At 69.9% G+C, this 22,897-nt stretch carries 21 protein-coding genes; 9 read left to right on the top strand and 12 right to left on the bottom strand.

Going from position 1 to position 22,897, the window contains the following annotated elements; all coding sequences use genetic code 11:
- The first annotated feature begins 96 nt into the window (after positions 1-96).
- Positions 97-900, top strand: coding sequence for an alpha/beta fold hydrolase (locus AS181_RS16355; protein ID WP_058252618.1), 804 nt, complete (start codon positions 97-99; stop codon positions 898-900).
- 252 nt (positions 901-1,152) lie between these two features.
- On the opposite strand, the gene AS181_RS16350 is transcribed toward AS181_RS16355, so the two are convergent.
- A complete protein-coding gene (locus tag AS181_RS16350; protein ID WP_058252617.1) occupies positions 1,153-2,700 on the bottom strand; it encodes a carboxylesterase/lipase family protein in 1,548 nt (515 codons plus the stop codon).
- A gap of 98 nt (positions 2,701-2,798) precedes the next feature.
- Between AS181_RS16350 and AS181_RS16345 the strand changes: the two genes are divergently transcribed.
- Positions 2,799-3,557, top strand: coding sequence for a LamB/YcsF family protein (locus AS181_RS16345; protein WP_058252616.1), 759 nt, complete (start codon positions 2,799-2,801; stop codon positions 3,555-3,557).
- Between the two features lie 15 nt (positions 3,558-3,572).
- Here AS181_RS16345 and rlmB read toward each other — a convergent pair whose 3' ends face one another.
- The 5 genes from rlmB to AS181_RS16320 all read right to left on the bottom strand — a co-directional run bounded on the left by rlmB (position 3,573) and on the right by AS181_RS16320 (position 10,280).
- Entirely contained in the window at positions 3,573-4,523 is a 951-nt protein-coding gene (gene rlmB, locus AS181_RS16340; protein WP_058252615.1) for a 23S rRNA (guanosine(2251)-2'-O)-methyltransferase RlmB, read from the bottom strand.
- Entirely contained in the window at positions 4,523-5,914 is a 1,392-nt protein-coding gene (cysS, locus tag AS181_RS16335) for a cysteine--tRNA ligase (protein ID WP_058252614.1), read from the bottom strand. Before cysS ends, rlmB begins: the two co-directional genes overlap by 1 nt.
- Positions 5,915-5,977: 63 nt before the next feature.
- On the bottom strand, positions 5,978-7,324 hold the full coding sequence (locus AS181_RS16330) for a condensation protein (protein WP_058252613.1): 1,347 nt from the start codon (positions 7,322-7,324) through the stop codon (positions 5,978-5,980).
- Positions 7,321-8,772, bottom strand: coding sequence for an acyltransferase (locus AS181_RS16325; RefSeq protein ID WP_058252612.1), 1,452 nt, complete (start codon positions 8,770-8,772; stop codon positions 7,321-7,323). The genes AS181_RS16330 and AS181_RS16325 overlap by 4 nt, the downstream gene beginning before the upstream one ends.
- Positions 8,772-10,280, bottom strand: coding sequence for a condensation domain-containing protein (locus tag AS181_RS16320; protein ID WP_058252680.1), 1,509 nt, complete (start codon positions 10,278-10,280; stop codon positions 8,772-8,774). The genes AS181_RS16325 and AS181_RS16320 overlap by 1 nt, the downstream gene beginning before the upstream one ends.
- Before the next feature lie 496 nt (positions 10,281-10,776).
- On the opposite strand from AS181_RS16320, the gene AS181_RS16315 reads away from it, so the two are divergent.
- Both AS181_RS16315 and AS181_RS16310 read left to right on the top strand, forming a co-directional pair.
- Entirely contained in the window at positions 10,777-12,129 is a 1,353-nt protein-coding gene (locus AS181_RS16315; RefSeq protein WP_058252611.1) for a hypothetical protein, read from the top strand.
- Positions 12,126-13,376 (top strand): nucleotide disphospho-sugar-binding domain-containing protein, encoded by a 1,251-nt coding sequence (locus AS181_RS16310; RefSeq protein WP_058252610.1) that lies wholly within the window; start codon positions 12,126-12,128, stop codon positions 13,374-13,376. Before AS181_RS16315 ends, AS181_RS16310 begins: the two co-directional genes overlap by 4 nt.
- Here the strand turns inward: AS181_RS16310 and ispF are convergent.
- The 3 genes from ispF to AS181_RS16295 are packed head-to-tail and all read right to left on the bottom strand — an operon-like array spanning position 13,373 to position 15,048.
- Entirely contained in the window at positions 13,373-13,840 is a 468-nt protein-coding gene (ispF, locus tag AS181_RS16305; protein WP_055475225.1) for a 2-C-methyl-D-erythritol 2,4-cyclodiphosphate synthase, read from the bottom strand. The two genes, AS181_RS16310 and ispF, sit on opposite strands and share 4 nt — an antisense overlap.
- On the bottom strand, positions 13,837-14,529 hold the full coding sequence (gene ispD / locus AS181_RS16300) for a 2-C-methyl-D-erythritol 4-phosphate cytidylyltransferase (RefSeq protein WP_058252609.1): 693 nt from the start codon (positions 14,527-14,529) through the stop codon (positions 13,837-13,839). The genes ispF and ispD overlap by 4 nt, the downstream gene beginning before the upstream one ends.
- 30 nt (positions 14,530-14,559) lie before the next feature.
- Positions 14,560-15,048, bottom strand: coding sequence for a CarD family transcriptional regulator (locus tag AS181_RS16295; protein WP_058252608.1), 489 nt, complete (start codon positions 15,046-15,048; stop codon positions 14,560-14,562).
- A 457-nt stretch (positions 15,049-15,505) separates the two neighbouring features.
- Between AS181_RS16295 and AS181_RS16290 the strand changes: the two genes are divergently transcribed.
- Positions 15,506-16,099, top strand: a complete 594-nt coding sequence (locus AS181_RS16290) for a hypothetical protein (protein WP_058252607.1) — start codon at positions 15,506-15,508, stop codon at positions 16,097-16,099.
- Between the two features lie 4 nt (positions 16,100-16,103).
- On the top strand, positions 16,104-17,483 hold the full coding sequence (radA, locus tag AS181_RS16285) for a DNA repair protein RadA (protein WP_058252606.1): 1,380 nt from the start codon (positions 16,104-16,106) through the stop codon (positions 17,481-17,483).
- 22 nt (positions 17,484-17,505) lie between these two features.
- On the opposite strand, the gene AS181_RS16280 is transcribed toward radA, so the two are convergent.
- A complete protein-coding gene (locus AS181_RS16280) occupies positions 17,506-18,054 on the bottom strand; it encodes a PaaI family thioesterase (protein ID WP_055475229.1) in 549 nt (182 codons plus the stop codon).
- A 107-nt stretch (positions 18,055-18,161) separates the two neighbouring features.
- Here AS181_RS16280 and disA point away from each other — a divergent pair, with 107 nt between their 5' ends.
- Positions 18,162-19,247 carry a DNA integrity scanning diadenylate cyclase DisA gene (disA, locus tag AS181_RS16275; RefSeq protein ID WP_058252605.1) on the top strand — a complete coding sequence of 362 codons (1,086 nt, stop codon included), beginning with the start codon at positions 18,162-18,164 and terminating at the stop codon, positions 19,245-19,247.
- Between the two features lie 29 nt (positions 19,248-19,276).
- Here disA and AS181_RS16270 read toward each other — a convergent pair whose 3' ends face one another.
- Both AS181_RS16270 and AS181_RS16265 read right to left on the bottom strand, forming a co-directional pair.
- Positions 19,277-20,047: a hypothetical protein gene (locus tag AS181_RS16270; protein WP_058252679.1), complete on the bottom strand. Its 771-nt coding sequence runs from the start codon at positions 20,045-20,047 to the stop codon at positions 19,277-19,279.
- Positions 20,048-20,180: 133 nt separating this feature from the next.
- The gene (locus tag AS181_RS16265) at positions 20,181-20,834 is read right to left on the bottom strand and encodes a carbonic anhydrase (protein ID WP_058252604.1); all 654 of its coding nucleotides are present in this window, start codon (positions 20,832-20,834) and stop codon (positions 20,181-20,183) included.
- Here AS181_RS16265 and AS181_RS16260 point away from each other — a divergent pair.
- Both AS181_RS16260 and AS181_RS16255 read left to right on the top strand, forming a co-directional pair.
- Complete coding sequence (locus AS181_RS16260; RefSeq protein ID WP_058252603.1) at positions 20,833-21,729, top strand: A/G-specific adenine glycosylase; 897 nt, start codon at positions 20,833-20,835, stop codon at positions 21,727-21,729. The genes AS181_RS16265 and AS181_RS16260 overlap by 2 nt on opposite strands.
- A 163-nt stretch (positions 21,730-21,892) precedes the next feature.
- Positions 21,893-22,855: a hypothetical protein gene (locus AS181_RS16255; RefSeq protein WP_058252602.1), complete on the top strand. Its 963-nt coding sequence runs from the start codon at positions 21,893-21,895 to the stop codon at positions 22,853-22,855.
- The last annotated feature ends 42 nt before the right edge of the window (positions 22,856-22,897 follow it).

The following is a 22,897-nucleotide window of genomic DNA, read 5'->3' as shown; positions in this document are numbered from 1 at the left end:
TCGGCACATATTTTCACGCGATCGGACCGGTGGGCCGCCCGACTCTGCGACCATGTCCTGCAGGTCGACACGTCCGGCGAGATTCGAGGGAGCGCGATGCGACAGGTTCACGCCGGCGAACGCGTCGACGGCGGCGTCTACGTGGACATCGCCGACGCGACGATCTGGCACTTCACCGCCGGCGAGTCATACGGCCCGCCGATGGTCCTGCTCCACGGGCTGTTCGCGTCGGCGTCGACGTGGGGAACGCAGATCCCCGCCTTCCTCGACGCCGGTCAGCAGGTGTTCGTACCCGAACGGCCCGGTCACGGTCACAGTCCCGACCTCCCCGGCGAGTTCCACCTCGACCGGATCGTGGCACGCACGATCGTCTATCTCGAGACCGTCGTGCGCCGGCCGGCCAATCTGGTGGGATGGGCCGACGGCGGCACCGTCGCCCTGCTCGTCGCCCGGGACCGCCCGGACCTCGTCCATCGGCTGGTGTTCGTCGGCGGATACCTGAACCGTGCCGGCCGGATGGCCGACGAGTTCATCTCCCGGGTGTCTCGCCGCGACCCGGTGACGATGGACTACCTGCGCATCTACTACGACACCACGTCACCGGACGGGCCCGAGCATTTCGAGACGGTCTTCGACAAGGCGGTCCGGATGCTCGCCGCCGAACCGGAGTGCGAGGTCAGCGAATTCACCCACGTCGAGGTACCGACGCTGGTGGTGGTCGGCGATCGCGGGCTCGTCCGCCTCGAGCACGCGCTCCAGCTGTCGCGGACGCTGCCGTCGGCCCGGCTGGCCGTGATCCCGGGCACCCACATCCTGCCGGTCGAATCGCCCGAGCTGTTCAACCCGCTCGTCCTGTCGTTCCTGGCCGCCGACCCCCCGTCGGTCTGGGAGTTCGGCTGACCCGCTCCCCGACCGAAAGCACGACCTGCCCCTGCTCCCTGATCCGAGAGAACGACATACCCATTGCTCCCTGAGGTGTGAGGAGCGTCAGCGATTGCCCCTTTGCTCCCTGAGGTGTGAGGAGCGTAAGCGACGAGCCACGAAGGGCCTGGTGAGACACGTTGCGAAGCCCTTCGTGGCTCGCTTCGCTCGCACCTCAGGGAGCAGAGATGTGGATGCTGAGGGTGTTCTCTCGTTGTGCACGACGGCCGCCTAGGCCGGCGAATGCACCCGGTACCACGCCTGGCGCCGCAGGGTGTCCGGGTCGGCCTCGACGTGGTCGGGGTCGTCGAGGACGAGGACCTTGCGGTCGGCGGTGGTGTAGGCGGGCCAGCCGAAACCGGGGTCGCCGGTACGGGCGAACCCGCCCCAGCGGGTCTGGACGTTCCTGGTGACCCGGCCGGTGGCGGGCCAGTCGGCAAGGGCGAGACCGGCACCCATCGGGGCCCGGTAGGCACCGAACACGCTGAACAGCTCGGTGGCGTGCGTGGCCCCGAAGCCCGTGGCCTCGAGCACCTTCGTCTGGTAGTCGTAGCGGTACACGTAGGTCGGGGCGACGGCGCTGTGCCCGTCGGCGAAGGCGCTCATCGGTGCCCAGAAGATCGAGTCGCCGGCCAGCCGGATGCGATCCCGGTCCCCGTCCTCGTAGTGCGAGGCGATCTCGCGCCGGACCTCTTCGTCCTCGACGCGCATCAGGGTGCGTTCGGCGTCGGGCAGGACGTTCCAGAGTTTGGCGAACAGCTTGCCCTCGTCGCGGTTGCTGCCGATCACGAGCGGCACCGGCTGCGTGAGCCCACCCGCGGCGGCGGCGAGCGGCGACCGCGGCAGCAGATCGCCGTCGACGACGGGCGCGAACGGGATCGCACCACCGGCGGTCTTGGTGGCGAATCGCATCAGCCGGTTCCCCGCCGCCAGCAGCAACGCCGGGTTGGGCGAGGTGAGCAGACGCTGGGCGTGGACCGTGTCGACGGGCGGCTCGTCCCGTTCGAAGGAGGTCGCCCGACGCTGCGGGTCGCGTAACAGCCGGACGAACTCGTCCGCGTAGATCTTCGCCGCGTCCTGCTCGACGATCAGTTCCGGGGCGGGACTCTGCGCGATGGCCTGGTGATAGAGACCGGTCGTCGACGGGGCGGACAGCAGCGAGAGCACCGACGACCCGCCGGCGCTCTCGCCGAAGATCGTGACGTTCTCCGCGTCCCCGCCGAACGCCTCGATGTTGTCCTGGACCCACTGCAGGGCCGCGATCTGGTCACGCAGGCCGACGTTGGAGTCGAACGGACGGTCCTCGGTGGCGAACTGACCGAGGTCGAGGAAGCCGAACGGACCGAACCGGTACTGGATGGTGACGACGACGACGTCCTGGGCACGCGCGAGGAAGGCGCCGTCGTAGAGCGGGGTGGCGGCCGTGCCGAGGATGAACGCACCGCCGTGGATGAACACCATCACCGGTCGCGGAGTCGACGACGCGACGTCGGGCGAGTAGACGTTCAGCGTGAGGCAGTCCTCGGCCATCGGCGCGAACTTGCCCGGGGCGATGGCCGTGAACCGCTTCTCCTGGATGGCCGCCTTGGCCACCTTGGTGCAGTTGCGGACGCCGGGCCAGTCGTGGGCGGGCTCCGGTGCACGGAACCGGCGATGGGCCACCGGCGGTGCCGCGAACGGGATGCCTCGCCAGCTGATGGTCCCCTTGCGCAGCCGCTTCCCCCGGGCGCCCTCGACCACGCCGTTACGGGTGGTCACCTTACTGTCGAGTAATGCCATACCCACCACCGTAGACGAAACGACGAGTTCGTCTACCCGCCGCCGCACACACACCGATCGGGCGGTCCCCGCTGGTCGGCCACCACTACGATGCGCTCATGGGTTCCGGCGCGGCACGCATCGACCTCAACGCCGACCTCGGTGAAGGCATCGGCGACGACGCGGCGATGCTGGGGATCGTCACCAGCGCCAACGTGGCGTGCGGCTTTCACGCCGGCACCCCCGCGCAGTTGCTCGCCACCTGCCGGGCCGCGGTCGACGCCGGGGTCCGGATCGGCGCCCAGGTGTCCTACCCCGATCGCAGCGGCTTCGGGCGCCGGTTCATGGAGATGACGACTCCGGACCTCGTCGCCGACCTGGTGTACCAGATCGGCGCGCTCGACGCCCTCGCCCGATCGGTCGGCGGGGCCGTCACCTACGTCAAACCGCATGGCGCGCTGTACAACACCATCGTCCATCACGAGCAGCAGGCCGAGGCCGTGGTCACCGCGGTCCGCGATGTCGACGCCGGATTGGCGGTCATGGGGCTACCGGGATCGGAGGTGCTGTCACGCGCCCGACGGGCGGGACTCGACACCATCTCCGAGGCGTTCGCCGACCGCGCCTACACCCCGGCGGGCACCCTCGTGCCGCGCGGAACCGACGGCGCGGTGTTGTCGGACAGCGCCGAGATCGCGCGACGGGTGGTCGAACTCGTCACGACGGGCCGGATCGGCGCGATCGACGGAACCCAGATCGACGTCGACGCCGGATCGGTCTGCCTCCACGGCGACACCCCGGGCGCGGTCGGACACGCGCAGGCCGTGCGCGACGCACTCACCGCCGCCGGGATCGTCATCGGCGCGCCACCGGCCTGACCGGGAGGGATGCTGCTAGCGGCGTCGCTGGCGGGCGAACTCGGCGAGGACCACACCGGCGGCGACCGAGGCGTTGAGGCTCTCGACGTCGCCGGCCATCGGGATGGACAGGATCGAGTCGCAGCTCTCGCGGACGAGGCGGGAGAGCCCCTTGCCCTCCGAACCGACCACGATCACGGTGGGGCCGCTGCCGTCGTAGTCGTCGAGGGTGACGTCACCGTCTGCATCGAGACCGACCAGTTGCGCCCCGGCGTCGGCCCAATCCTTCAATGTGCGAGTCAGATTGGTCGCGCGGGCGACCGGCAGGCGCGCCGCGGCACCGGCGCTGGTCCGCCAGGCGACAGCCGTCACGCTCGCGCTGCGTCGTGCGGGGATGACCACGCCGTGCCCGCCGAAGGCCGCGACCGAGCGGATCACCGCGCCCAGGTTGCGCGGATCGGTGATGTTGTCGAGGGCGACGAGCAGCGGCGGGGTGCCGCTGGCCTTGGCCTCCGCCATCAGGTCGTCCGGGTGGGTGTACTCGAACTCCGGCACCTGCAGCGCGATGCCCTGGTGCATTCCGTTGGTGGACAGGCGATCGAGTTCGGGTTTGCCGACCTCGAGGATGGAGATCGCCGAGTCGCCGGCGATCTTCACCGCCTCGGCGACCCGCTCGTCGGGCTCGGAGTTGGTGGCGATGTACAGCGCGGTGGCCGGCACGCCGGCGCGCAGGCATTCCACGACCGGATTGCGGCCGAGGACATACTCGGGACCTTCGTCCCGGGCCCGCGCCCCGCTGCGACCGGCCGCCGACTTCGACGCCGCCTTGGCTCGCTTGTGAGCCGGATGATACGGCCGGTCAACCGCTTTCGGTGTCGCGCCACGGGCCTCGAGGCCGCGGCGACGCTGACCACCCGAGCCGACCGTCTGCCCCTTCTTGGTGCCGTCCTTGCGAATCGCGCCTCTGCGCTTGGAATTCCCTGCCATCACGCCTCACCCTTCAATGCCCATTGCGCACCGTCGGGGGTGTCGGTGACCTCGATACCGGCCTGCGCCAGCCGATCCCGCACCGCGTCCGCGGTCGCCCAGTCCTTGGCGACGCGCGCGTCGGCGCGTCGCTGCAATTCCGCCTGTACCAGCACGTCGAGTGCGGAGGTGGTGGCCGACTCGTCGGCGGCACCCGCCCACCGGTCGTCCAGCGGGTCGACGCCCAGAATCCCCATCATCGCGCGGACCGTGGATGCGGCCGCCAGCGCGGCGGCTCCGTCACCGGACTCCAGGGCGGTGTTGCCCTGCCGAACCACGTTGTGCACGACCGCGAGTGCGGCCGGGACGCCGAGGTCGTCGTCGAGCGCGGCGGCGAACTCGGGGTCGACGTCCCCGACGACCACCTCGCCCACGCGCGCGCCGACCCGGGCCACGAACGACTCGACGCGCCGATAGCCGGCGGCGGCCTCGGTGAGCGCGCCAGACGAGTACTCCAGCATCGACCGGTAGTGCGCGCTGCCGAGGTAGTAGCGGAGCTCGACCGCCCGGACCCGTTGCAGCATCGCGGGGATCGACACCACGTTGCCCAGTGACTTGCTCATCTTCTCGCCACCCATGGTGACCCAGCCGTTGTGTAACCAGTAGCGCGCGAACGCATCTCCCGCACCGTGTGCCTGCGCGATCTCGTTCTCGTGGTGCGGGAAGATGAGATCCATTCCGCCGCAGTGGATGTCGAACTCAGCGCCGAGCAGCGAGGTGGCCATCGCCGAGCACTCGAGGTGCCAGCCGGGACGGCCGGGGCCCCAGGGCGTCGGCCAGGACGGCTCGTCGGGCTTGGCCGCCTTCCACAGGGTGAAGTCGCGGGGATCGCGTTTGCCGGTCCCCGCGCTCTCGCCCTGATGCACGTCGTCGAGCCGGTGTCCGGACAGCGACCCGTACTCCGGCAGGCTCAGGACGTCGAAGTAGACGTTGCCGTCGGCGACGTAGGCGTGCCCGCGGTCGATCAGTCGCTCCATGTACTCGACCATCTGGGTGACGAAACCCGTGGCCCGCGGCTCGGCCGACGGCGGCAGGACCCCCAGCGCGCGATAGGCGTCGTCGAACGCACGCTCGTGGGTGGCCGCCCATTCCCACCACGGCCGTCCCGCGTCCGCGGCCTTCCGCAGGATCTTGTCGTCGATGTCGGTGACGTTGCGCACGAACAGGACGTCGAGGCCCTGGTGCGTCAGCCAGCGCCGGAGGATGTCGAAGGCGATACCGCTGCGGACGTGCCCGATGTGGGGTACTCCCTGGACCGTCGCCCCGCACAGGTACACCGACGCCTGGCCTGGGTGCAGCGGCACGAAGTCGCGCACCTCTCGGGAATCGGTGTCATACAGGCGCAGGGTCACGACCGGCAATCCTACCGGACCCTGACCAGGCCACCGACCGCCCGCGGCGTCGGCGCGCGCACCTCACGCACGTTCAGCGGAGGCGCCGACCGGTCCGGCCGGCTCCGCGGCGACGGCGGCGGCGACCGCCCTCATCTCCGCGATGGTCGCGGAGAGGACCGCGACCGCCCGCTCGGTGGCGGGATGCCGCACGCGGACGTGGATCCCGTCCGCATCGCGCCAGAACCACCACTGCGCGGTGTCGGTCGGTTTGGCACTGGAGACCTGTTCGGCCCGTACCCCCCGATGCGGACCCGGCAGTCGCGTGTAGTCGACGTAGGACATCATGAAGACGTCCGACCGGCGCTGACGGAGCCGGTTGCCGAAGGCGAGGTAGACCGGGGTCAATCCGATCTCGGCCAGCGGCAGGGCGGCGGCGAGCCGGACCGTGTTGACCTCCGCCGCCCCGAACAGATCGTCGCCAGCGGTGATCCGCAGGGGCGCGTTGCCCACCGACCAGCCCACGCAGCCGGGGCCCGCGCCGGTGCCGGTGGGCACCACGGTGGCGAGCTCGTCGGGCCCGCCGAGCGACTTGACGGCCATCGCCGCGCAGGTGAGCACCGCGGGGTACGTCCGCCCGCCGTGTCGGTGGACCGCCGAACTGAACGCCCGCGCCGTATCGCCCGGCAGCAGGGTCTCGACGATCGTGCGCATCTCCACGGATTCGCCCGCCGGGACACCGAGGTCGACGGGGAACTCCGGGACCTGCCAGTCGGTCGCGGCCAGGAATCGTCCCCACTCGCCCAGTCGGGGGTCGTCGGGGGTCACCGCCGCCTCGTCGCCCGCGACCCGACGCAGCGCGTCCAGCCCGGACTCCGCGGGAGCGAGGGCCGCTCCGGCGAGCAGATCGCAGATCTCGGAGGACAGCAGCGCCATCGAGCGCGCGTCGACGTAGCAGTGGTCGAACCCGCAGACGACGGTCGTGCTCGACGCTCTGCGGACAGCCGCCAAAAAGTGCGGCACCGGCTCGAACGGGTTGCACGTGGCGGTGATCCGTCCGGCCAGGTCGGCCGCGAATCCCGCGGGCCCGAGCCCGGCGTCGGGTTCGGGCGAGTCCTCTTTGACGTCGACGCCACCGTGCAGCACTCGCTGGTATCCGGTGTCGGTCGCCACGTAGTGGCTGCGCAGGACGTCGTGCCGCGCGATGACGGTGGACACCACCTCGCCCACACGCGCGAGCTCGAGCCGCTCGGGGAAGTCGAGCGTGAGCGCGATCCAGCCGGGCTGCCCCTGCGCGATCGAGTCCAGGTGGAATCGCTCGTTCTCCGACACCGGCGCGCTCGACGACGCCGCGCAGCCACCGGGTATCGGAAGCCATCGGATCAGCTCCCCCGGCTCGACCTCCCAGGTCTCCGAACTCGAGAGCTTCACCGCTGCGGCCTCCCGCTCGCATAGTCGTCGAGGATGCGGCCGACACGTACGAGGTGGTCGGCGACCGATGTGCGCGCCACCTCGTTGTCGGGGAGATGACACCGGACGACGAGGCCCGCGGGGGTCCGCGTGAACCACAGGTTGGCGTTGCGCGTGGGGCCGACACCACTCGAGGTCTGCATCGTCGTCAGGGCCGGGTCGTCGCCGATCGGTAGTCGCGCCAGATCGGTATAGGACACCATGTACGGGCTGCCGTCCAGGCCACGGAAGACGCCTTCGGCGTCCAGCAACGCCAGGACCCCGTGTGCGGGCGCCGAACTCGCGCGGCGCGCGGCGCGCACGCTGCGTCCGGCCGCGCGCACCACGTCGTCGAAGGGCACCGGCTCGGCGGGGAGCTCCACTGCGATCGGGGCGAAGTTGCACAGCCAGCCCTGGGTCCACGCGGTCCCGGCGTCGCGGGTGGCGAGCACCGTGGAGACGAAGAACCGCGACTCCCCGGTGATCTCGCGGTGACGCACCGCCAGGGTGGCGTACAGGAGACCGGCGAATCCCTCGCCGGTCCGGTCCAGTCGGGCGTCGCAGCGCGCGAGCGCATCCGGGTCGAGCAACCACTGCTCCACCGCGACCGCCGGGGCCGGGGCGTCGTCGGTGAGGCCCAGGTCGAGCGGGCACCGCGGTGCGCGACCGTCGTTGGCCAGCAACACCTCTCGCCACATCGCCACCCGCTCGTCGTCGGGCGGGAGCGCGGCCGCCGCGGACCGTTCGGCGAGCACGGCTTCGCCGAACGCGCCCGGCGCCGGCGGTGTGGGTGTCCTCCCCGCGCAGTGTGCACGGTAGAGCGCGGTGATCTCGGTCAGTGCGAGCACCGACGAATATCCGTCGCCGTGCGCGTGATCCGTGGCCACGAAGAACGTGAAACCGCCGTCGCCGACGGTCGCCGCCCACCAGGACCCCGGAACCAGTTCCGCGCGAGCCTTTTCCGATGCCCGACGCCCGACCCAGGTGCCGAGATCGGCCCCGTCCACGACGACGGATTCGGTGTCGGCGACCTCGATCACGTACTCCTCGGGCGGCGCCACCCACCGCTGGGGACCGTCCGGTCCGGGGCGGTAGTGCGCGCGCAGTTCTTCGTGCCGACGCACGAAGTCGGTGAGCGCCGCGGCCATCGCGCCCTCGTCGAGGACGGTGTCGAAACGCATGGCGGCGAGCAGGAATCCGGTGTGCACCTCGCCGCGACGCCGCTTGTCGCCCATCGTCGCCAGGTGGTCGGACTGCAGGAACGAGACCCCGCTCCCCCACTGCTGCGCGGCACGGCCCACTCGATCTGCTTCGCGCAGTTCCCATTCGACGGTCCGACCGCCGATCAGGTGGTCGCGCAGCGGGACCACCACCGAGCCCGGCGCACCGAACCGGGGCGTGGCGAAGACGGTCCGCACGGCGCCGGTCATCAGCTGCCGAGTGCGGCCGTCGACCCTCCGGTGTGCGCTCCGGCCGGCACGGATTCGACCGCACGGTAGGTGTACTCGCAGTCACCGTCGGCGACGATCGTCGTCAGGATCTCCCGGAACGTGGAGAGGAAGACCTCGACGGCGGCGGCGTTCTCGTCGGCGGGGAATCGCGCGGACACGTTGAGCCCGGTCGGAATCCGGTTGATCCAGAAGTAGACCTCGTCGGCGTCGCGAGTCGCGCTGCGCAGCACCCGCGCCTGGCGAGGTGTCCAGTCGGCCGCACCCTCGGCATGACGGAGGTCGATGTAGGACACCACGAAGCCGGGCGGGGTCACGTCGCCGCCGATGAGTTCGGCCACCGGCGCGAACGGGGCCGCACCCACGCTCTTGTACTGCGCGGAGGTCGCCGCCACGGCCGTCAGCGCGTCGGTGAACTTCGCCGGCCGGCCGGGCCGGACCGCGACGGGGATGATGCCGACGAACCAGCCGACGGCTTCGCCCCACTCGATGGCGTTACGGGTGTGCACCGGGCCGATGAATCGCAGATCCGCACTGCCCGACAGCGCGGCCGAGGTCATGGACAGCGCGGTGTAGATCCCCGCCGTCATCGACGATCCGGCACCCTTGCACACCGCGTCGAAGCGCTTGGTGTCCGCGGCGTCGAGCAGCCAGTGCGACAAGGTCGCCTGGAACCCGTTGTCCGGCAGGCGTTCCGACACGATGGTGCGCGGCGACCCGGCCGGCACCTCGAACCGCGGGAAACGCGGGACGGGTTCGGGCTGCACGGCGGTCGGGGTGTCGTCGAAGAAGTCCCGCCACTGACTGACCGCGACGTTGTTCGCGTCGATCTGCTCACCGAGTCGACGCTCGGCGTCGCTGAAGTCGAGGTAGCTGCCGAACTGGTGCAGCGCGTGGGGTTCACCGGTCACCTCGGCGGCGTAGAGTGCGGTGAGCTCGCGGATGGCGAACACCTGGGTGTAGGCGTCCATCACGGTGTGGTCGGCCGCGAACACGAGCAGGAACCCGGTGTCGTCACCGGTCGGCTCCACGGTCACGGCGATGCAGTGCGGCCAGCTCAGCGGCGTGACCGTGCGATTGAAGTAGTCGGTGACCAGGCCGGAGACCTCGTCGGCGGCCAGGTCCGACCCGAAGTCGCGCTGGCGGACGGTGATCGAATCGGCCGATATGGTGATCCGGGTCAGGTCGCCCTGCGGATGCTCCGGTTCGTGGACGCGTACCGAGGTCCGGAAGGCCTCGTGCCGGCGATACCACGCGATGATGGTGCGGGAGAGAACTTCCCGGTCGAGCGGATGCTCGATCCGGAAGGCGGTGCCGATCCACTGGCTGTACCACTCCGACCCCTCGCGGACCGCCCGGCGGGCGTGTTCGAGGTGCATGTAGGACAGCTGTCGGGAGTCCGTCTGCCACTCGGTGGCGTCGACCTGCGGCTCCCAGGCGGTGACGGTGCCGCCGGGCATCGAATAGTCGGTCAGCTCGGTGTATTCCACAACTTCCTCCGTGTTCGCCACGCGTTCGAGCACCTCGGTGGACGTCCTCAACGACACCACCGCAGACCCAGACACCACAGCCGATCGCACCAACGTGGTTAGGACGCCCTTATCAACGGTCAAGACAGTAACCCGGATCCGCCTTGATTGATAGTTTGGCGAGCAAAATGAATGCGAGGCTATGCGGTGGCAAGAGTCGGCCGACAACCTGACTCGAACGTCCGTAGGTCCGACTAACGTGCTCGTATGGCTCTGACCCTTAGTTTTGAGGTCTCCGGAGCGCTTTTCTGCCGTAGCAATGACCGCTGGGCGCGCGGGAGTCGCCCGTTGGTCCCTGACTCGGTGTGAAAGATCTCATCGTCAGAACCCCTACCGAACCGCGGTTTCCCTCTCGTGTCTCCCGGAGAGGCGTCCGGTAGTGTGCGCGTCCTGCGGTGAAGAGTGCGGAGTCCGTACCGGCAATCACCTGACCCGATCAACCAACGGCAAGGCAAGCATGAATTTTGCATCCCTGGTCCGCCCCGACCGCACGTCGGCACCGGAGGTCGTCGACCGCCTGACCGCAGACGACGACCTGTTCGTCCGGATGGACGTCGTCCTCGGCCTCCCCGTCGTGAACCAGACACTCTGGCGGTTCCCGGGCACGGTCGACGTCGACACCATCACCGCACTCGGCCAGAAGTTGCGTTATGGGCGCCTGAGCAGGCTCGTCACCCGACACCGTGGACCCGGCCGCGCGTACTGGCGGTACACCCCGGAGGCAGGCGCGGTCTCGGTGCAGACCGAACCGGTACCGGCCGGCGACGAGGAGGCCTGGGGGCGGGCACAGGCGGACGCCCCGCTCGACTTCGAGAACGGGCCGGCGTGGCGGCTCGTCGTCGCCCGCGCGGCCGCCGACGACTCGGTGCTGGTCTCGCTGATCATCTCCCATGTCATCGCCGACGGCGGCACCGGAGCGGTCGCGGTCATCGAGGCCATCCACGGCCTCGACTACGTGCCCGGCGCCGAACCCGGCCTCGTCTCCGACGTCCGCGATGCGGCGGACCTGCTGTGGACCGCGGGCACGACCGCGGCGCGGATCTGGCGGGCGAGCCGGTCCACCCCGCCGCCCTCCCCCGTGCGGGTGACCGGCCGGCCCACACCCGACACCGACGTCTCGAGCGCCGAGACCGCGCCGAATGTCACGGTCCTGATCCCGCAGGCGGACTACACCGGGGCGGCGAAGTCCCGCGGGGGCACCGACAACAGTCTCTTCGCCGCCCTGATGGTCGGCATCCTCGAGCGCAGCGGTCGCGTGTCGGAAGGGGACGTCGTCCCGGTCTCGCTGCCGGTCTCCTCCCGCACGCTCGACGACCGGCGGGCCAACGCCAGCTCGGGCGCAACGGCCTTCGTGGAGGTCGTCCCCGGGCGCTACGACGACCTCACCGCGGTGCGCACCGCATGCAAGGACGCCTACGGCAGACTCGCCGCGAACTCGGGCGCCGTCGCGCAACGAGCCGTCGTGTTGCAGGCGCTGAGCCCGTCGATCACGCGGCGCCTGGCGTCCAAGGTGACCACACCGCTGTGCCTGGCGTCGAACGTCGGCCAGGCCCCCGACGAGTTCGCGACGCTCGGCACCGGAACCGCTGGTGCACTGTCGATCCGGGCCATCACCGCGACCGGCGACCCGGTGCGGTTGCGCGACCGCAAAGGCGGTGTCAGCGGCTGGCTCGCGATCAACGACGGCCACGTGATGTTCAGCGTCAGTTCCCTCGACCCGGTCCGCATCCCCGACGCCGCGTCCCTGCGGTCCCTCGTCGACGACGAGCTCGCCGCCTGGGGGATCTCGGGAAAGCCCTGGGGCGCATGAGGTTTGCATTCGCGGTCCACGGCAGCCGGGGTGACATCCAGCCGGCGATCGCGCTCGGCGCCGAGCTCACCCGGCGCGGACACGGGGTACGTCTGGCCGTACCGGAGGATCTGGTCGACATGACCGCCGCGACGGGTCTGCCGACCGAGGTGCTGGCACCGTCGACCGCCGAGCTCCTCGCCAGCCCACTGGTGAAAGAGCGCCTCAAATCGAAGAACCCGCGCGTACGTCTGCGTGCACTCGGCGAGGTCGCCGAACACGGGCGCGCGACCTCCGAGCGCGTGATGCGCGAGCTCGCCGACTCCTCGGATCTGCTCGTGACCGGTCCGCTCGCCCAGGACCGCGGCGAGGCGATCGCACAGAGTCGTGGAATCCCGTTCGTACCGTTGCACTTCTGTCCGCTGCGGCCCAACGCGAGCCTCGACGTCCGCTACCGCCGCTACCCCCGGCCCCTCTCGCGAGCGATGTGGCTGCTCGCCGACCGCACCTATTGGCTGACGGTGCGCGGGGCGGACCGTCGACTCCGCCACGAACTCGACCTACCGGTCGCGAAAGGCCCACTCGGAAGCCGGCTCCGCGCGCGGGGCGTGCCGGAGATCCAGGCCTACGACGCCGCGCTCTTCCCCGGTCTCGACGAGGAGTGGGGCGCGCAGCGTCCGCTGGTCGGATTCCTGTTGCCCGACAACGTGACCCGGAGCAAGATGGCGACCCGGAGCGCGATGGGATCCGGGAACGACGCGACGGCCGCCGCGCTGGACTGGATCCGCGGAGGCGAACCGCCGATGTATGTCGGTTTCGGCAGCATGAAGATCAGCAGCGAGCAGATCACCGCCATCGTGACCACTCTGCTCGCCCGCGGCCTGCGCGTCATCGGGCACACCGAACACCCGCTGCCACACCACGACCGGCTGCTGCACATCGATGGGCCCGTCGACCACGAGCTCCTGTTGCCGCAGTGCGGCGGTGCCGTTCACCACGGTGGCGCCGGCACCACGGCGGCCGTGGCGCGCGCCGGGATCCCGTCGGTGGTCGCGTGGTTGAGCGCCGATCAGCCGATGTGGGCGGCCGCCCTGCGCAGAGCCGGCGCCGGCGCCGGCAATCGTCTCGCCCGGTTCGGCCCGGACGATCTGGCCCCCCTCACCGATCCCGCGGTGGCGGCGGGCGCGGCCGGTCTCGCCGCGCGTCTCACCCCGCCGGCCGAGGCCACCGGCCGGGCCTGCGACATCCTGCTGAGCTCGGGGGGTTAGCCCGCGGCGTCCAACAGCGCGGTGGCCACCGCGGCGATCCCCTCGCCGCGGCCGGTCATGCCCAGGCCGTCGGTCGTGGTCGCCGACACCGACACCGGGCCGCCCAGCACGTCGGACAGCACCTGCTGCGCCTCCGCACGGCGCGGTCCGATCTTGGGCCGATTGCCCACCACCTGTACGGCCGCGTTCACCACGCGGAGCCCGTCGGCCTCGATGAGAGTCCGTACGTGCGACAGCATCTGGACTCCCGAGACACCCTCCCACTCCGGGCGACCGGTGCCGAACACGGAACCCACGTCGCCCAGCCCCGCCGCCGACAGCACCGCATCGCACAGCGCGTGGGCGCCGACGTCGCCGTCGGAGTGGCCTTCACACCCGGGTTCGTCGGGGAAGTAGAGACCGACCATCCAGCACTCGGCGGACGCGTCGACGCGATGGGCGTCGGTACCGATGCCGACCCTCATCGCCCACCGACCATGTCGCGCACGATACGCAGGTCCCAGGGCGTGGTGATCTTCATGGCAAGCGGGTCTCCGGGGACGAGGTGGACATCGATTCCGCATCTCTCGACGAGGCCGGCGTCGTCGGTCGCGATACCGGCGTCATCGGCGTGCGCACGGAGGAGGGCGTCACGGGCGAAACCCTGAGGGGTCTGCACGGCGCGCAACTCCTCGCGGTCGACGGTCCGCGTCACGCGTTCGAGACCGGCCGAGCCGGGCTCGACCTGTTTGAGGGTGTCGACGACGGGAACGGCGGGGACGACCGCCTGATGCCCGGCGCGGATCGCGGCGACGACGTCGGTGAACACCCGCGCGGGGGTGAGTGGTCGCGCGGCGTCGTGCACGAGCAGGATGCCGGCGCCACCGGCGGCGGCGATGCCGGCGCGCACCGAATCCGATCGGTGAGCGCCACCGGCGACGACGCGCACGCCGGTCAGCAACGCCGATGCCCGCTCGACGAGGTCGGCGGGCACCACGACGACCACGGTCGCCCCCAGCGAGGCTGGGATGTTGTCGATGCATCGCTCGAGAATCGTCCGTCCGCCCACATCCACGAAGGCCTTGGGCACCGGCTCACCGAGTCGGGTTCCCGACCCGGCGGCCGGGATGATGACACAGACTTCTGCGCCGGAAAGCTCCGGCGTAGGGGTCACGAAGAGTCCTGAACCAGGTGCGACCGGCGGTCAGGACGCGGCGGCGAGGACCTCGTCCAGCATGCTGGTGGCCTTCTTGTCGTCGGTGTTCTGGGCGAGTGACAACTCGTCGACCAGAACGCGACGGGCTCGGGTCAGCATCCGCTTCTCACCGGCCGACAACCCACGATCCTGTTCGCGACGCCAGAGGTCGCGGACGATCTCGGCGACCTTGATGATGTCGCCCGAGATCAGCTTCTCCTGGTTCGCCTTGAACCGGCGCGCCCAGTTGGTCGGCTCCTCGGTGTGCGGGGCCCGCAGAACCTGGAAGACCTGATCGAGACCTTCCTGCCCGACTACGTCGCGAACGCCCACGTACTCGAGCTTCGTCGAGGGAATCTGAACGGTCATGTCACCGTCGGCAACCTTGAGAACAAGGTATTCGATCTGCTCACCCTTGATGGTCCGGGTCACGATGTCTTCGACCCGGGCAGCACCGTGATGGGGGTAAACGACGGTGTCGCCAACTTTGAAATTCAATGTTCCTTGCCCCTTTCGAGTGAAGCCAGTCTAGCACGGGCGTTCCGAGGCACCCACCCAACGGTGCAGGTCAACGCGGTGAACAGGTTTCATGACAGGCTCTTGCGAGGTCGCGAGGGGTGCGCGGTGAGGGTGGGCTACCCCACCGGAGCTCCCCGTCGGCCTGGCGCGGGGTACGCCCCACCACGGTGTCGACCGGGCTCCCCGGCACCGCCCGCCGACCCCTGGGACGACGTGGGCTCGACCACCCGGCGACCACCCGGCGACCGCTGCGGGGCCGTGGCGCCGGCGACGGCGACAGACCAATCGGGTACCCGGCCGGACTTTTCCGCACCGCGCCCACTACGCTGCGTAGTGCAGGGTTTCGCGCGCTGCATGTCGGCTTCGTTTGACCTGGGAGGATCGGGTGTCAGTGCTATCACTTTCCGCGCGGCGGTCGGCGGTTCGGCCATCTCGCATGGTGACCGCGGTTGCCGCGATCGGCATCGCCGTCGCCCTCGGCACCACCGGCTGCGGTGCGGGTCAGATCTCGCAGACCGCCAATCAGCTGCCCGCGATCAACGGCGCGAACGTCAACTACGACGAACTCGAGCTCCGCGACGTGCAGATCCTCTACCCCGAGAACGACGCATCGACGGTCTTCGGCGACGGCGGACCGTTCGAGCTGGCGTTCGTCATCGCCAATTCCGATCCGCTGGTCTACTACCGACTCAAGGGGATCAACCCCGAGGAGGGGCAGGTCACCTTCATCGAGGGCGCCGAGGCCGATGACCGCGTCATCCCGCCCAACGGGGCGCTGCGCGGCGGCACCCCGGTCGGCGCCAACCCCGAGTTCGAGAAGCGCCTCAGCGTCGAGCTCGACAACACCGGTGACACGGTCGCGGCGGGTCTGACGACCGAGCTGACGTTCGTGTTCGAGAAGCGCGAGGCCGACGGCCGCTGGGTCGATGCCGGCCAGACCACCGTCGACGCCCCGGTCGACGGCGGCGCCGAGCTCGAGCGCCAGGACGTGGCACGTAACGCCGAGCCGACCTTCTACAACCAAGGCTGACCGGGTGGCCAGAACCAAGACGTCCTTCCGCTGCACCGCGTGTGGCCATCAGGTGCCCAAGTGGGTGGGCCGCTGCCCCGAGTGCGGCGAATGGGGCACCATCGGCGAGGTGGCCGGGCCGGCACCGTCGGCGCGCTCGACCGCGGCGGTCGCACCGTCGAGCCCCGCTCTGCGCATCACCGAGGTCGACGCCGAATCGTCCGCCGCGATCCCCACGGGCATCGGCGAGCTCGACCGGGTGCTGGGCCGCGGCGTCGTCCCGGGCTCGGTCATCCTGCTGGCCGGTGAGCCCGGCGTCGGCAAGTCGACGCTGCTGCTCGAAGCCGTCAAACACTGGGCGGCACAGGACCGCACGGCGCTCTACATCACCGGCGAGGAATCTGCCGGGCAGGTCCGCATGCGGGCCGAGCGCACCGGCGCGGTGCATCCGAACGTCTACCTGGCCGCCGAGACCGACCTCGCGACGATCCTCGGCCACGTCGACTCCGTCGCGCCGTCACTCATGATCGTCGACTCGGTACAGACCCTCGTCGCCTCCGGGGCCGACGGCGTCACCGGCGGCGTGACCCAGATCCGGGCGGTCACGACCGCACTGGTCTCGCTCGCCAAGAACCGCGGGGTCGCGGTCATCCTCGTCGGCCACGTCACCAAGGAGGGCGCGGTCGCCGGGCCGCGGTCGCTGGAGCACCTCGTCGACGTCGTACTCGCGTTCGAGGGTGACCGGCACTCGACGCTGCGCATGGTCCGCGGTGTCAAGAACCGATTCGGGGCGGCCGACGAGGTGGGGTGTTTCGAACAGCGCGACGACGGCATCCATCAGGTCCCGGATCCCTCCGGAATCTTTCTGCATCAACGTGATTCGGATGTGAGCGGCAGCGCCACCCTGGTGACCATGGACGGCAAACGCGCACTGGTGGGCGAGGTCCAAGCGCTGGCGAACGGCACCGAGATGAACATTCCGCGCCGGGCGGTCTCCGGCCTGGACATGAACCGCGTCTCGATGGTGCTCGCGGTACTGCAGGCACGCGGGGGTCTGAAACAGATCGCGAAGAGCGAGGTGTATCTCTCCACGGTGGGCGGCATGCGCGTGACCGAGCCGGCCGCCGATCTCGCGATCGCGCTCGCGGTGTACTCCACGGTGAAGAACCAGCCGATCCCGCAGTCGACGGTGGTCATCGGCGAGGTCGGGCTCGGCGGTGAGGTCCGTCGTGTCTCGGCCGTCGCGCGCCGACTCGCCGAGGCGAAGCGACTCGGCTTCCGGGAGGCGATCATCCCCGCGGCCACCGACGAGGAACTGCCGACGGGCATCCGGATCCTGCGTGTGGCGAACCTCGGCGACGCCGTCGGTCTCCGCGACGCCGATCCGGTGGACGCGCCCTTCTGACCCGTCCCCCTGGCCGCTACGCCTAGGGGTACATCCGGCGTTTGTACTCCTCCGCCCGGGCGCTCTTCTCGACATGGGCGGCGAAGTGCTTCCGCACATCGATCGTCACGAAGATCGCGTGTGCGCTGGCCACCGGCTCGTCCGGATTACCGATGTGGGCGACCGCCTCGGTGAAGATCTTGCGGCGCTGTCGGCCCAGCAAGGTGCCGGTGAACTGCAGCGTCGAGCCCACCGGGATGGGCCGGATGTAATCCACCTCGAGATGCACCGTCACCCCGGAGGGCCCGATCAGGAGCGGGATCGTGCCCATCACCTCGTCGAACGCGGTGCTCAGGATGCCGCCGTGGATGACGCCGGGGCCGCCCTCCATCCGGGTCTCGACCTCCATCGACGCGTCGACGGTGAACCCCTCACCCGCATGCACCACCAGATGCAGGCCCTGCGGGGAGTCCGGTCCGCAGCCGTAGCAGGTCGGGTTGTGCATGCGGACGGGTTCGCCCGGCTTGGCCGCCTTCGGGTGGCGTTCCACCTCGTCCAGGTCGTCGGGCACCACGAAACTGCTGCTCTTCACATCCCGGTACCCTAGTCACCATCAGAACGGCCGATGTCGCGGGCATCCGGCCTTGCGCGGGTGGGCGCCGTCCCCGCGGGGGACGGACGGGTAGCTGGAGGGAAGTCATGGTTGCCGAGGTGGTCAGATCCGAGCTGACGCGCGACACGGTGGCGCGCGTCGCGCCCGGCACGCCGCTTCGTGACGGCCTCGAACGCATCCTGCGCGGCGGCACCGGCGCCCTCATCGTGCTGGGGCACGACTCCGACGTCGAGAAGATCTGCGACGGCGGTTTCCACCTCGACGTCGAGTTCGCCCCGACGCGACTGCGTGAGCTCGCCAAGATGGACGGCGCCGTCGTGCTCTCCACCGACGGCAAGCGCATCGTGCGGGCCAACGTCCAGCTGGTCCCCGATCCCTCCATCCCGACCGAGGAGTCGGGCACCCGCCACCGCGCGGCGGAGCGGACCGCCATCCAGACCGGGCATCCGGTGATCTCGGTGAGCGCGTCGATGTCGATCGTGAGCGTCTACGTCGACGGCGCCCGCCGGGTCGTCGAGAGCCCGGACCCGATCCTGTCCCGCGCCAACGTCGCGCTGGCCACCCTCGAGCGGTACAAGGCCCGGCTCGACGAGGTGATCTCGGCGCTGTCGCGCGCGGAGATCGAGGACTACGTGCTGCTGCGCGACGCGATGTCGACCGCCCAGCGCATGGAGATGGTCCGTCGTGTGTCGGCCGAGATCGAGGAGTACGTCCTCGAACTCGGTGTGAACGGCCGGCAGGTCAGCCTGCAGCTCGAGGAGCTGATCAGCGACAACGACACCATGCGCGAACTGCTCGTCCGCGACTATTACGCCAGCCCCGAGCCGGCGACCGCCGAGGATGTCCGCCAGGCGCTCGAGGTCGTCGAGAACCTCAGCGACGCAGACCTTCTCGACCTCACCCTGCTCGCCGGGGCCTTCGGGTACCCGACAACGATCGAGGCCCAGGACACGGCGATGAGTCCCCGCGGTTACCGTCTGCTCGCCCGGATCTCGCGACTGCAGTTCGCCCACGTGGACCGGCTCGTGCGCAGCTTGGGGACCCTACAGGCGCTGCTCGCGAGCTCGTCGGCCGACCTGCAGGCGGTCGAGGGTATCGGCAGCATCTGGGCCCGCCACATCCGTGAGGGACTGTCCCGCCTGGCCGAGACCAGCATCGAGCGCTACGACTAGTCGCCTGGCCCGGCGAAGGTGACCGTCGCTCAGGGCTGTTGGGCCGGGGCGACCATGTTGAACGTGATCGGGAACGATTCGCGTTCGCCGATCTTGCCGATGGCGGAGTAGGAGCCGGCGGGCACCTGGGTCCGCGGGCGCTCGCAACCGGGGCTGCTGGTGGTGCCCGACCAGGTGATCGTGTCCTTGACCTGCTGCGCAGGCTTGAGCACCACGTTGTTGACGGTGTTCAGCGGCGAGCAGTCGCGCGCCGACCACAGCGTCCGGGTACCGTCCAGGGTGCGGACGATGACGTTCTGCACGGCCTTGCCGACGTCGCGGGTGCACTCGGACAGTCCCGCGTTGGTGGTCACGATGGTGAACACCGGGTTCTGTCCGATCGTGTAGGTGGGCTTGTCGGTGTAGAGGACCACCGAGATCGCCTGATCCGGGCACAGGGCCGGCCCGCCGGCCGCTCCGGGAACGCCTGCTGGACTTGCCGATTCGACCGGGGTCGCGGACCCCGCGGGCGGCCCCGCCGGAGCACCCGCCCCGCCGCCGGCGCCGCCCCCCGCATCCGGTTCACCGGAGGCGCCACCCGCCTGCGGTTCCGACGCGGGCGGCGCGGATGTCGTCGACGACGCCGATGAGCTCGACGACACGCTCGCGGTGGCTGCGGTGTTCTGCGGATCCCCGCTTCCCGACGTCATCCACACGATCAGTGCGACGACCAGACCGACCACGACCAGCGCACCACCCGCGGCGACGACGCGGCGTCGCCAGTAGATCTCGGGTGGCAGCGGGCCCTGGGGTTCGATCACGACCACAACGCTAACGGCCGGGTCTTGACTTCTGGTTCATCACGTGCGGCGTGTCGCAGCGGGAAAGCGGTCCCGAGCAGGCAAAGTCTAGAGTTCGCCTTCAGGTCCACCGCATGCGGAGACGAATACGACGTCAGGCAGACTCGGCTGCCACCGCGGTGGGCGCCGGGCGTTCACCGATGTCCCCGTACACGCCCTGGACGTTCACCTGACCCTCGCTGAGTTGGTAGGTCAGGCCGACGATCGCCAGGCGGCCGGTACTGATCCGGTCGGCGATGATCCGGCTGCGCTGCATGAGCAGCTGCCCGGTCTCCACCACATGGCGGGCCTCGAACTCGTCGACTCGTGTCAGGCCCTCGCTACGGCCGGCGAGGATGCTGGGGGTCACCCGTTCCACGACGTCGCGGATGTAACCGCCGGGGATCTGGTTGTCGTCGAGCGCGTCGAGGGTGGCCTTCACCGCGCCGCAGCTGTCGTGTCCGAGGATCACGATGAGCGGCACCTGCAACACCTCGACGGCGTACTCGAGCGAACCGAGGACCGCCGAGTCGATGACCTGACCGGCCGTGCGGACGACGAACATGTCGCCGAGACCCTGGTCGAAGATGATCTCGGCCGCCAGGCGCGAGTCGGCGCAACCGAAGAGCGCGACGTGCGGATGCTGGCCCCCGGCGAGTCGCGCCCGGTCCTCGATACCCTGGCTGGGATGCTGAGATTCACCTGTCACAAATCGGTTGTTGCCGTCGCGCAGGATGCGCCAGGCCTGCCGTGGTGTCGTTGCGGTCATGCCCAATAGTGTGCCATCGGGCCATCTGCTCGGTTGGTTCGATATGCATGAACGGGATCTTCCGTGGCGTGACCCGTCGTGTAGCGGCTGGCAGATCCTCATCAGCGAGATCATGTTGCAGCAGACGCCGGTGTCCCGGGTGGTCGAACCCTGGCGGGAGTGGGTCCGGCGGTGGCCGGTCCCCTCGGCGATGGCGGTCGAACCGGCCGGGGAGGTCCTGCGGGCGTGGGGCAAGCTCGGCTACCCCCGACGCGCGCTCCGCCTTCACGAGTGCGCCAAGGTGCTTGCCGCCGACCACGGCGATCGGGTTCCCGAGGATGTCGAGACCATGCTGGGACTGCCCGGTATCGGAGACTACACCGCACGGGCGGTCGCCTGCTTCGCCTATGGACAGGCCGTGCCGGTGGTCGACACCAACGTCCGGCGGGTCATCGTCCGCGCGGTTCACGGGCGCGAACAACCGGCGAATCCGTCGCGGCGGGATCTCGCCGACGCGCAGGCGCTGCTCCCCCGGTCCGACGACGGCACCTACGCCGCGTCGGCGCCACGCTTCTCGGCGGCGCTGATGGAACTCGGCGCGCTCGTCTGCACGGCTCGAAACCCCAAGTGCGACAAGTGCCCTCTCGTCGAGGGTTGCACCTGGGTCGGCCTCGGCCGGCCGGCGCACTCCGGACCGCCGCGCCGGGTGCAGAAGTTCGCCGGCACCGACCGTCAGGTGCGCGGTCTGCTCCTCGATGTCCTGCGCAACACCGACGACGCCGTCGACCGCGCCGCACTCGACGTCGTGTGGACCTCCGACACCGCCCAGCGTGACCGGGCCCTGGATTCGCTGCTTGTCGACGGGCTCGTGGAGATCACCGCGAGCGGACGCTACTGCCTCGCCGGCGAGGCATAACTCCGCCGGGACTCCGCCGAACGGCACCGAGACGGTTGTACCGGAACTCCGCTCGAGCCGGTGCCGACAGACCTCATAATCCGTGCCGGGTTCATTGACCAGTCGTTTGATCGTTCGGAGATAGTCTCCCACCACGCCCGGATCGTTGCTAATGTCCCGATCCATGAGTCAGCCGCCGTATCCCCCTGTCCCGCCGCCGGACCCGCAGCAACCGGGCGGCTTCCCCGGGCAGCAGCCGCCCCAGTACGGGCAGCAGCCGCCGCAGTACGGGCAGCAGCCTCCCCAGCAACCGCCGTACGGCCAGCAGCCGCCGCCGCAGCCGCAGTACGGCCAGGCCCCGCCTCCACCGCCTCCGGGCGGGCCGCAGTACGGCGACGCCGGGGCCTATCCCGGAGCCCCGGAACCCTACGGCGCGCCGGGAGATTCGGGCAAGATCGACGTGGGCACCGCGTTCTCGTGGGCCTTCGGCAAGTTCAAGAACAACGTCGGCGCGATGATCCTGCCGGGCCTCGCGGTGTTCCTCTTGGGCGCGGCACTCATCGCGGTGGGGTTCTCCGCGGTCTCGCTCTTCGGCACCACCGAGACCGTCGACTACGGCAATGGCTTCTACTACGAGGAAACGTCACTCGGCCTTGGTGGCGGGATCCTCCTCGGCCTGGTGTACCTCGTTTTCATCCTGGGCCTGCTGTACATCCAGGCGAGCATCATCTCCGGCGCGGTCCGGGTGGCCAACGGCGAACCGGTGACGGCGAAGTCGTTCCTGACCCCGATCCGCTTCGGGCCGGTCATCGGCACCGCGATCCTCGTCGGTCTCATCACGGGTATCGGCTACGCGCTGTGCATCATCCCGGGCATCATCGCGATGTTCTTCCTGATGTTCTCGGTGGTCGCGACCATCGACAAGAGCCTGTCGCCGATCAACGCGATGAAGGCGTCCTTCGAGCTGACCAAGTCGAAGGTCGGCGACTCGATCCTGACCCTGCTGGTCACCTACGCCATCAACCTCGTCGGCGTGCTCCTCTGCTACGTGGGACTCATCGTCGCGGCTCCGGTGGCCCAGCTGTTCCTGGTGCACTGCTGGCGCCGGCTCAACGGCGCGCCCATCGCGCCGGCCGACCCCGCCTGACGCCACCCGTTCCTCCTCGGGGCGTACACGATTCGTCGTGTA

It is taken from the genome of Gordonia sp. SGD-V-85 (genome assembly GCF_001456905.1).
GTDB classification, from domain to species: domain Bacteria; phylum Actinomycetota; class Actinomycetes; order Mycobacteriales; family Mycobacteriaceae; genus Gordonia; species Gordonia hongkongensis.
Note: the sequence above shows the minus strand (reverse complement) of the source record. Positions and strands in the feature narration are given on the sequence as shown.

Bases quoted from the DNA above. Each gene is read 5' to 3' on its own strand.
- AS181_RS16355 (WP_058252618.1), top strand. From the start codon at position 97: ATGCGACAGGTTCACGCCGGCGAACGCGTCGACGGCGGCGTCTACGTG.
- AS181_RS16350 (WP_058252617.1), bottom strand. From the start codon at position 2,700: ATGGCATTACTCGACAGTAAGGTGACCACCCGTAACGGCGTGGTCGAG.
- AS181_RS16345 (WP_058252616.1), top strand. From the start codon at position 2,799: ATGGGTTCCGGCGCGGCACGCATCGACCTCAACGCCGACCTCGGTGAA.
- rlmB (WP_058252615.1), bottom strand. From the start codon at position 4,523: ATGGCAGGGAATTCCAAGCGCAGAGGCGCGATTCGCAAGGACGGCACC.
- AS181_RS16325 (WP_058252612.1), bottom strand. From the start codon at position 8,772: ATGACCGGCGCCGTGCGGACCGTCTTCGCCACGCCCCGGTTCGGTGCG.
- AS181_RS16315 (WP_058252611.1), top strand. From the start codon at position 10,777: ATGAATTTTGCATCCCTGGTCCGCCCCGACCGCACGTCGGCACCGGAG.
- AS181_RS16310 (WP_058252610.1), top strand. From the start codon at position 12,126: ATGAGGTTTGCATTCGCGGTCCACGGCAGCCGGGGTGACATCCAGCCG.
- ispF (WP_055475225.1), bottom strand. From the start codon at position 13,840: ATGAGGGTCGGCATCGGTACCGACGCCCATCGCGTCGACGCGTCCGCC.
- AS181_RS16290 (WP_058252607.1), top strand. From the start codon at position 15,506: ATGGTGACCGCGGTTGCCGCGATCGGCATCGCCGTCGCCCTCGGCACC.
- disA (WP_058252605.1), top strand. From the start codon at position 18,162: ATGGTTGCCGAGGTGGTCAGATCCGAGCTGACGCGCGACACGGTGGCG.
- AS181_RS16260 (WP_058252603.1), top strand. From the start codon at position 20,833: ATGCCCAATAGTGTGCCATCGGGCCATCTGCTCGGTTGGTTCGATATG.
- AS181_RS16265 (WP_058252604.1), bottom strand. From the start codon at position 20,834: ATGACCGCAACGACACCACGGCAGGCCTGGCGCATCCTGCGCGACGGC.
- AS181_RS16255 (WP_058252602.1), top strand. From the start codon at position 21,893: ATGAGTCAGCCGCCGTATCCCCCTGTCCCGCCGCCGGACCCGCAGCAA.